Raw genomic sequence first — 2,430 nt, 5'->3', positions numbered from 1 at the left:
GCAGGCCGCGCTGCGCGGCTGGGCCCTGGGCGCATTGCCGCCGGCACGCATGGACGGCGGGCGCAGCTGGTGGGTGGTGGAGCTGGCCGATGAAGCCACCCTGCGTGGCCTGGTGCCGGACTGGGACGCCGTCGCGCAGCTCGCCGAAAGCACTGGCAGCATGGGCGTTTTTGCCTATGCGCGCAGCACCGATGCCAACCATGACCTGGCGGTGCGGGCCTTTGTCGGCAACGGCCGGCGTTTTGAAGATGCCGCCTCAGGTGCGGCCAATGCGGTGCTGGCCGCCTGGCTGGACAGTCGCGACGCGCTGCCGGGTAAGGGCCGCAACTATGTGGTCAGCCAGGGCCGCGAAGTGGGCCACGATGCGCGCCTGCATCTGCATATCGATGCGGACGGCGATGTGTGGTCAGGTGGACAGGTGCAGACGGTGATCACCGGCACGATCAACTGGTAAGACCGTAGAGCCACGCCCTGCGTGGCTGCGCCATTTCGATCCAGGCCCACAGCCACGCAGGGCGTGGCTCTACGGCATCCTGCGCAAATCAGCTCGCCAGCTCGGCCTTGAGGCTGATCGGCACTGCGCTCAATGCCTTGGAAACCGGGCAGTTCTGCTTGGCGTCATCGGCCACGGCGCGGAACTGCGTCTCGTCAATGCCGGGCACTACCGCCTTGACCGACAGGCTGATCTGCGAGAGCTGCGGACCGCCCTCCATCGACAGATCCACCTTTGCCTCGGTGTCGAGCGTGGTCGGCGGAAAACCGGCTTCGGTCAGCTTGGCCGACAGCGCCATGGTGAAGCAGCCGGCGTGGGCGGCGGCGATCAGTTCTTCCGGATTGGTGCCCTTCTCATCGCCGAAACGGCTGCTGAAGGCATAGCGGGTGTTGTCCAGCAGGCCACTCTGCGGCGTGCTCAATTGTCCCTTGCCTGTCTTCAGGTCACCTTCCCAGTGCGCTTTAGCGTGACGCGAAATGCCCATTTGATGTGTCCTCTGCGGGGTGAATGGCCGGGCCAGCGTAGACCGTCGCGCGTTAGCACGGTGTCGGTCCGGCGTGCCCACCGCACCCCCTCTAGCGCGCCCCTCCCCGGTCGTGCCACCCTGTTTTCAGGGCATGACCTGATGCACTGCGGTAACCGCACATGCAAAAAAACCTGAAATTTATGCGTTTGCCTATTGGCGGCGCAGGTGACTTGCCCTACATTTCGCTTGCCGACGGGGTTCGGCGCGACCAAACAACCAACCGTTACGGAACAGGAAACCATGGCAAAGACCGCTAAGAAGGCTGCCCCGAAGAAGGCAGCGAAGAAAGTCGCAACGAAGGCAGCCGCCAAGCCGGCCGCTCCGAAGCCGATCAAGGAAGTGCTGACCAAGTCCGGCCTGGTTGCACACATCGCTGAAGCCTCTGGCGTTGTCGCCAAGGACGTCCGCGCCGTGCTGGCCTCGCTGGAAAGCGCAGTGGCCTCTTCGGTGCACAAGAAGGGCGCTGGCAGCTTCACCCTGCCGGGCCTGCTGAAGATCACTGCCGTCGCCGTTCCGGCCAAGCCGAAGCGCAAGGGCATCAACCCGTTCACCAAGGAAGAGCAGTGGTTCGCCGCCAAGCCGGCCACCACCAAGCTGAAGGTGCGTCCGCTCAAGAAGCTCAAGGACGCCGCGCTGTAATCTGCGCGCCTCCAGGCAACACCGGAACGGGACGGCCATCGCCGTCCCGTTTCGTTTTGGGGCTAGCCTCCACGCGAAACACAGCGTTGCCAAAACCCGGCAACGCGCCCCACAACGCCGCCAAGCCGCATCCAGCGGCCTTCTGCGGCTCCGGTCGCACGATTGAGACGCACAGGGTGGAACACTGCGTGCAGCCGCGCCTGTCGTCGCCGCGCCGCGCCCCGCCTAAGGTGGACACGTCCCCTCCCGTGCCTGCCGCCATGACCAGCACCTCCCAGCGCTACCGCATTACCGTCACCCCGATTGAAAAGGATGGGTTGCAGTGCAGTGGGCGCTGCACCATCGAACTGGAACACCGCGCCCAGCAGGACTGGATGCGGCTGCTGGAAGCGGCGCGCCGCCAGAGTGGCCTGAGCGGCGATGAACGTGCCGCAGCCATCGTCGCCACCCAGCTGCTGCAGGACCTGGCCCGACGCCATGCGCAGGACACCAGCCACCCGCTGACGGCATTGCAGCCGCAGCTGGACGAGGTGCTGGCCGCACTGGAAGCGATCCAACGCGGCTGACACACCGCCTGGGCCGGGTGTCCAACGCTACACTGCCCTCAATTCCGGGGAGTGTCTGCCATGCGTCGAGTCGTGATCCTGCTGCCGCTGCTGCTGGGCGGATGTTCCTGCCAACCCGAAAGTGCGCGCACGCCGGACGATCGCCCGGCACCCATGGACGTCTCTGACGCCGGCGTCGCCGCGGCGCGCGCGGCCGAGGCCGAGGC

4 protein-coding genes are annotated in these 2,430 nt (G+C 66.0%); 3 read left to right on the top strand and 1 reads right to left on the bottom strand.

The window, feature by feature from the left end; translation table 11 throughout:
* Positions 1-454: PhzF family phenazine biosynthesis protein (locus tag EGJ34_RS21365; RefSeq protein ID WP_148100553.1), on the top strand; the 454-nt coding region annotated here is incomplete at its 5' end.
* Between the two features lie 88 nt (positions 455-542).
* Here the strand turns inward: EGJ34_RS21365 and EGJ34_RS21360 are convergent.
* Positions 543-977, bottom strand: a complete 435-nt coding sequence (locus EGJ34_RS21360; protein WP_125362408.1) for an OsmC family protein — start codon at positions 975-977, stop codon at positions 543-545.
* Between the two features lie 282 nt (positions 978-1,259).
* Between EGJ34_RS21360 and EGJ34_RS21355 the strand changes: the two genes are divergently transcribed.
* Positions 1,260-1,658, top strand: a complete 399-nt coding sequence (locus EGJ34_RS21355; protein WP_125362407.1) for an HU family DNA-binding protein — start codon at positions 1,260-1,262, stop codon at positions 1,656-1,658.
* A 260-nt stretch (positions 1,659-1,918) separates the two neighbouring features.
* Positions 1,919-2,224 (top strand): DUF3861 family protein, encoded by a 306-nt coding sequence (locus tag EGJ34_RS21350; RefSeq protein ID WP_125362406.1) that lies wholly within the window; start codon positions 1,919-1,921, stop codon positions 2,222-2,224.
* Positions 2,225-2,430 lie beyond the last annotated feature (206 nt).

The organism is Stenotrophomonas sp. 278, from assembly GCF_003935715.1.
Lineage (GTDB): Bacteria > Pseudomonadota > Gammaproteobacteria > Xanthomonadales > Xanthomonadaceae > Stenotrophomonas > Stenotrophomonas maltophilia_AH.
The sequence above is the reverse complement of the archived record's forward strand: the minus strand, read 5'-3'. Positions and strand labels throughout refer to the sequence as shown.

Bases quoted from the DNA above. Each gene is read 5' to 3' on its own strand.
- EGJ34_RS21355 (WP_125362407.1), top strand. From the start codon at position 1,260: ATGGCAAAGACCGCTAAGAAGGCTGCCCCGAAGAAGGCAGCGAAGAAA.
- EGJ34_RS21350 (WP_125362406.1), top strand. From the start codon at position 1,919: ATGACCAGCACCTCCCAGCGCTACCGCATTACCGTCACCCCGATTGAA.
- EGJ34_RS21360 (WP_125362408.1), bottom strand. From the start codon at position 977: ATGGGCATTTCGCGTCACGCTAAAGCGCACTGGGAAGGTGACCTGAAG.